This is a genomic window from Halomonas sp. 3D7M (assembly GCF_014897885.1).
Taxonomy (GTDB): Bacteria; Pseudomonadota; Gammaproteobacteria; order Pseudomonadales; family Halomonadaceae; genus Vreelandella.
The window spans coordinates 11,213-17,049 of the sequence record NZ_JABUZF010000239.1 but is presented as its reverse complement, the minus strand read 5'-3'; the positions used below and the strand labels follow the sequence as shown (position 1 = coordinate 17,049).

Annotated in this window: 5 protein-coding genes and 2 pseudogenes; 2 read left to right on the top strand and 5 right to left on the bottom strand. The window is 50.7% G+C overall.

All coding sequences use genetic code 11. The features are described from left to right. Both INT22_RS21075 and INT22_RS13825 read right to left on the bottom strand, forming a co-directional pair. A pseudogene (locus INT22_RS21075) lies at nucleotides 1-231 on the bottom strand (di-heme oxidoredictase family protein); the annotation flags it as partial. Between the two features lie 77 nt (nucleotides 232-308). Next, entirely contained in the window at nucleotides 309-1,589 is a 1,281-nt protein-coding gene (locus tag INT22_RS13825) for an imelysin family protein (RefSeq protein ID WP_193060925.1), read from the bottom strand. A gap of 173 nt (nucleotides 1,590-1,762) precedes the next feature. Between INT22_RS13825 and INT22_RS13820 the strand changes: the two genes are divergently transcribed. Then, nucleotides 1,763-2,629 carry a LysR family transcriptional regulator ArgP gene (locus INT22_RS13820; protein ID WP_089038967.1) on the top strand — a complete coding sequence of 289 codons (867 nt, stop codon included), beginning with the start codon at nucleotides 1,763-1,765 and terminating at the stop codon, nucleotides 2,627-2,629. Nucleotides 2,630-2,770: 141 nt separating this feature from the next. Continuing rightward, nucleotides 2,771-4,564, top strand: a complete 1,794-nt coding sequence (locus tag INT22_RS13815) for a diguanylate cyclase (protein ID WP_193060924.1) — start codon at nucleotides 2,771-2,773, stop codon at nucleotides 4,562-4,564. 22 nt (nucleotides 4,565-4,586) lie between these two features. Here the strand turns inward: INT22_RS13815 and INT22_RS13810 are convergent, their stop codons facing one another. The 3 genes and pseudogenes from INT22_RS13810 to INT22_RS21070 form a co-directional block, all read right to left on the bottom strand. After that, a complete protein-coding gene (locus INT22_RS13810) occupies nucleotides 4,587-5,144 on the bottom strand; it encodes a cytochrome b (RefSeq protein WP_089038969.1) in 558 nt (185 codons plus the stop codon). Between the two features lie 225 nt (nucleotides 5,145-5,369). Beyond that, complete coding sequence (locus INT22_RS13805) at nucleotides 5,370-5,564, bottom strand: tautomerase family protein (protein WP_089038970.1); 195 nt, start codon at nucleotides 5,562-5,564, stop codon at nucleotides 5,370-5,372. A gap of 37 nt (nucleotides 5,565-5,601) precedes the next feature. After that, a pseudogene (locus INT22_RS21070) lies at nucleotides 5,602-5,837 on the bottom strand (LysR substrate-binding domain-containing protein); the annotation flags it as partial.

Below are 5,837 nucleotides of genomic sequence, written 5' to 3'. Positions count from 1 at the left end.
GACGCTGAAATCAAGCCGCTTGGTCATCGACATGTTACGTAGCGGTAATGAATAAGCGTTGTGATCAAATTGCTCCACTGCCCCATCGCCACCGCTCATCGGCGACGATTGAATGGCGGGAGATTCAGCCGCCTGTAAAGAGACCACAAACAAAGAGGCCGCCAACAGTGCTAAGAAAAGGCAGCATTGAGCGAGTCGCCTGAAGGCAAAAAAGCGAGAGAGGTGGCACATAAATATACCTTGAGACAAACGACAAAAGCCGTCCGACAGCCAAGCTGCCAGACGGCTCATAAAATCAAACGAATGATTTAGAAACGATGGCCTGCATCATCCGGCTGCAAAGAGGTAACCCCCAACTCACCGGCGGCTTCTTCAAGGGATGCCGTTTGCGCCACCAGAGTGAGAATCGCCTCGTTGATCAATTCACTGCCCTGCTCATTACCCGGCGCAATCATCATATCGAATGCCATCGGCGAGCTTTCCGCTTCAGCCGCTTGCTTGATAGCATCAAGCCGCGCCATGGTGGCTTCAAGCTGCTCACCAAGGGTATCGGCTAGCTCGCTATCTGTCTGAGACAGTAAGTCTTGCAGCGAAGGCCCCTCTACCACACTGCCATCAAGGCGCTGATAGCTGCCGGTGTAGATATTCTGAATCCCCTGGCCGTTGTAGTAGTGAGAGTTGTGGGTATTATCGCTGAAGCAGTCGTGCTCATCCTCAAAAGAGTTGGCTTCAAGCGCGACTTTCAAGCGCTCTCCCGCTAGTTCACCCAACGATAGCGACCCCATACCAAATAGCATACGGCGCAGGCCTTCCTGATCACTTTCAGCCAGCAGTTCCTGACGATAGTTGCCTTCAACTTCAGGCGACCACTGGGCAACCATCCACTCAAGATCACTGACTAGCAGGTCCGACACTGCATCCAGGTACGTCCGGCGGCGATCGCAGTTACCATGGGTGCAGTCATCGCCGGCTTGGAAGTCACTCACCGGACGCTCACCACTGCCTGCTTCGAAGCCATTAAGGTCCTGCCCCCAGAGCAGAAATTCGATGGCGTGGTAGCCGCTGGCGACGTTGGCTTCTGAGCCCCCCACTTCGTTAAGGTCGGCTAAGAGCTCTGACGTAATATCACTGACATCCAGGACTTCCCCCCCTATCGTGATACGTTCGTTGGCAATGATATTAGCAGTGGCCCCTTCATTACCCAGCTCATGCTGATAGCCATCGCTTTCGACATAATCAATCATGCCTTCATCCAGAGGCCAGGCGTTCAGCTGCCCTTCCCAGTCATCCACCACCACATTGCCAAAACGAAATACTTCGCTTTGCTGATACGATACCCGTGCTTGCAACCAAGCTTGCTTAGTTGCGTTAAGAGCCTCAACAGTAGGGTTGGCCAGCAATTCGTCGATACGCTCGTTCAACACCTCGGCGGCATTGAGCGCATCGGCGTAATTAGCATGCGCCAAGTCGGCATAGTGATGAACCACAGCGCCGGCGCTAACAGCATCGTCAGCGGAAACGGCCAAAGGCATCAGCGCGCTAAGCGCAACGATACCTGCAAGAGGGCGACGGAGCATGATGACAGGCATTACAGTGTCCTTTAAGCGATGGCATTAAGAGTTTAGTGTCGTTTCCCTGTAGATTAATGTAATTCATTTACTTATGACATTCAATCTCACTTGCATAAAGATATGGCGCTTTTATTTGTTAAATACGCGCCTTTTGCATAACGTCATTACTTTCTTATCCTGGGAAGACGGCCATGTTGGATTACAAACTTCTCCATGCTCTGGCCACTGTGGTGGAGTGCGGCGGTTTTGAACGAGCAGGCGATACATTAGGACTTTCTCAATCAGCCATCTCCCAACGTATAAAAGCACTGGAAGTACGTCTAGGCCAGCCAGTGCTAATGCGCCATCCTAAGCTTTCACCTACACCTGCTGGTCAGCGGCTACTCACCCATTACCAGCAAGTACAGCTGTTAGAACGCGACCTACAGCAGACGCTACCTACGCTAGATAACGCAACGACCCGACTAAGAATCGCCATCAACGCTGACAGCGTGGTGACGTGGTGGGCAAACGCTGTGGCAGATATCTGTCAAACCGAGGGCGTATTGCTCGATTTAGTTATTGAGGATCAGGACGTTGGGCTTAACCGTCTGCGAGATGGCGATGTCGCAGCCTGCCTTTGCTCTACGCCAACACCCATCGCGGGCGCTCGCTGTATTAAAGTAGGCGAGATGCGTTATCTCCCGCTAGCATCACCTGCCTACGTGCAACGCTACTTTCCTGAAGGCCTTTCTCCAGAAGCTTTTCAGCAAGCCCCAGTGATTGTGTTCGGCCCTCATGACCAGCTTCAGCATCAGTTTCTTGCTCAGTGTGGCTATCACGGCCATTTCCCCTACCACCTGTGCCCTTCATCAGAAGGGTTTGTGCGTCTCGCCACCGCAGGCATTGGCTACGGAATGGTTCCACAACTGCAGGCACTAGACCAACTGCAAAAAGGCCATCTTGTCAGCATCGCCCCCGGCCACTCGCTTACCGTGCCACTTTATTGGCATTTTTGGCGCCACAGTGGACAACTAGTCCAGCGCCTAACTAAAAGTCTGAACTGTCTCATGCTTTAGACCCATTGTCGGCCACTCGCTTTGAAAGAGGTCTACACTTTGCCTAGGAGCAAAACCCGCCCAAGGCAGGCAAGGGAACCTAGGCACTAAGACCTAGAAGCGATAAAGCCCAACGCAAAAATAACCAAAATAGCGATATTTATGGATGCTTACTGTTGGTTAAAGCGCCTTCCGGCTGGCTTGTTAGTGCTTATTATTAGCTGGCATTCACAAGCAAGTGCTGCAGCTACCATCGTCGTCTCTCCCGAGCAGGCGCGTTACGACTTAAATGAAGCAAGCGGTTACTGGAATACCTTAGAATCGCTAAACCTACGCGATGTTTTAGCATTATCTCCTTCATTTAAACCGGTCCATCACGCCTCTAACCTACATTTCGGCTATACACAAAGCGATGTCTGGCTAAAAACACAAATTCGTAATGCATCGTCCCTCCCGACTACCTGGATGGTTAAATTCGAATACCCATTTTTAGACCATGTCACTCTGTATACGCTGAGGGAACACGCTAGCGATGTTCAGTACAGCGGAAGCGCCGTGCCAATTGACGAGCGATCAATCGCCCACCGACAGGCCGTTTTTCCGGTGATGCTGGTCGGCGGAGAAACCGTGACGCTTTATACCCAGGTAAAAGCCACGGGCAGTAAGTTTCTGAGCTACAGCTTAATGACGCCAGAGGCGTTTTATACTCAAAATGACCGGCATAATTTCTGGCTGGCGACTTACTTCGGCATGCTGCTAGCATTAAGCATTTACAACCTGCTGCTATTTTTTGTGCTTAAAGAGCACGTATTTCTCTACTACGCGCTATTTGCCTTCGGGTTTACACTGGCAAGTTTGACGTTCAATGGCCTTGGCACGCTGATGTTTTGGAGTTTCCTAGGCGATAACACCGCGCGCCTGGTAGCGATTGGCTTTACCTTTGCTTCTGCGATGGGCGCCCTATTCACGCAAAGTTTTCTTAACACGGCCATCTACTGCCCACGTTGGCATCACATCATTACGCTGTTTCGCGGCTACTGCTATATAGCGCTGGTAGCGATGATATTTTTGCCACTTCAACCCGCCCTACGCTTAATGGATATAACAGGGTTTGCTGCCTCACTATTAATGCTCGTGTGCGGTATTTATTGCAGTTGGCGCCGCGTGCCTAGCGCCCGTATTTTTGTGCTCGCCTGGTCAATATTTCTACTTGGGGCTAGCGTGTTTGCACTTCGAAACCTTAGTATTCTACCCGCCAATTTCCTAACCCTTCACGGAATACAAATCGGCTCAGCCATTGAGATGTTGCTGCTATCTTTCGCACTAGCCGCACGTTTTAATAAATTAAAATGGCAAAAAGAGCGTGCTCAAGCAGAAACCGTCGCAATGCTCAAAAAACAGGAAGCTGTTCTAGAAGCAAAAGTAGCCGCTCGTACTCAGGCACTAGAGAAGCTAGCCAATCACGATATGCTCACCGGCTTGCTTAACCGCAACGGGCTGACACGCTGCGCAGAAGCGGCTCTTGAACACTGTAGAAAAACGCATACGCCTTTAGCACTGGTCATGTGTGACCTTGACTGCTTCAAACCAATTAACGACCAGTATGGCCATGAGGTAGGCGATTTCGTGCTTCAGCAAATCGCCAAGCGTCTCGTGCACGTCGCACGTGGGAGTGATCATTGCGCGCGCTTTGGCGGCGACGAGTTTATTCTCTTACTGGAGGGGATAACTGATCAGACTGCGTTAGAGGAGATGCGTAACCGTATCGAACAGACCGTTCGCTCACCTATCAAGCTACCTGATGGCACGTTAGTTAGCGTCGGCGTCAGTATCGGTATTTGTATTAGCTATGCAGATAACGACACGTTAGCCAGCCTGCTTCGCGAAGCGGATAGCCAAATGTACGCCGCCAAGTCACGCCAAACCACCCGTTACTATGGCTATGGTTCAGCGTGATCCTGACGGATAGAACACGATATCAGTCAAATAAACTCATACGTTTCATAACGTTATCGCGCTTGATTCGCCAGTGAAATAGAGCACCCGCAATATGCAGCGTAATAAGCACAACTAACGCCCACCCTAAACGCTCATGCCAAACAAACAGCGTTTGCGAAAGCGCTTCGTTTTTGCCCAATACCCCCGGCAAATGCCATTGAAAAAACTCAACAGGAAAGCCGCCGGTAGCAGTGGCTGTCCAACCAATCAGTGGCATAACCACTAGCCCCGCATAAAGCAAGTGATGCACGCTAGTACTGATAATTCGCTCGAAGGCATTGAGCGGCGGTTCGTGGTCGGGCACAACAAAAGCTAGCCGCGTAATAATCCTCAGCGTCATTAGCAACAGTATCGTCACGCCTAAGGTTTTATGGCTGGTATAGAGCACGTTGGTAAGCGCATTCCCAAGCAAATCAACGGCGCGCTCATACCCCAGGAAGCCAAGCGTCAGACCACTTGCCAATGACAGCAGCACGGCGACTGCCACTAGCCAATGCAACACTCGGTGAGGATAAATATAGTGATCTAGCTCGTGCATTCAGAACTCCTGGCTCATTCGCGTCATGGTAGTTAGCTTAGCTCAGTCAGGTTGCGTTAGAAAAACTAAGAAACCTCTGATTAACTATTGCGCTTGGCCATACTGCGTTAAAAATCGCCTCAAAATGCTCATTTACAACTCGTAAACTCCGCTTTTTCGTTGATTTTTGCCTTGTCTGGCCTACGCTCATAACATTAATCAGAGGATCCTAAATTATCGAGCCCCTCACTGAGCCGTATCACAATCAGCCCCCATTTGGCCGCCTTTGGACCAATTTTCCTGGGTTACTTCTTGAAAAAACACCTGCACGCTCACTGGGTCGGTACCATACACATCGCAGAACGCATCAGTAATACGCTTTGCCAATTCTCGCTTTTGCGCAAGATCACGGGGGAATTGCTGGATAGTGACTATAGGCATCTTAGCTTCCTATCAATGAACATGTTAAAGCAACACCTTATAACGCTTCACTAGGTGCCGCTAGCTGTTCGCGAATCAATTCTCCTAAACGCCGCGCAGGCTCAGAAGGACGGTGTGGAGCACGATGAAGCGCTAGCTCAATCATTGGCAAGGCAGGAAGGCCACTACTGTCATCCAGCGGGCGCAGCGAGGGGGTCAACATACTACGCGTTACCACAACAACAGCTAACCCCGCGGTTACAATAGGGGCAAGACCCGCCATTGACTGGCTGG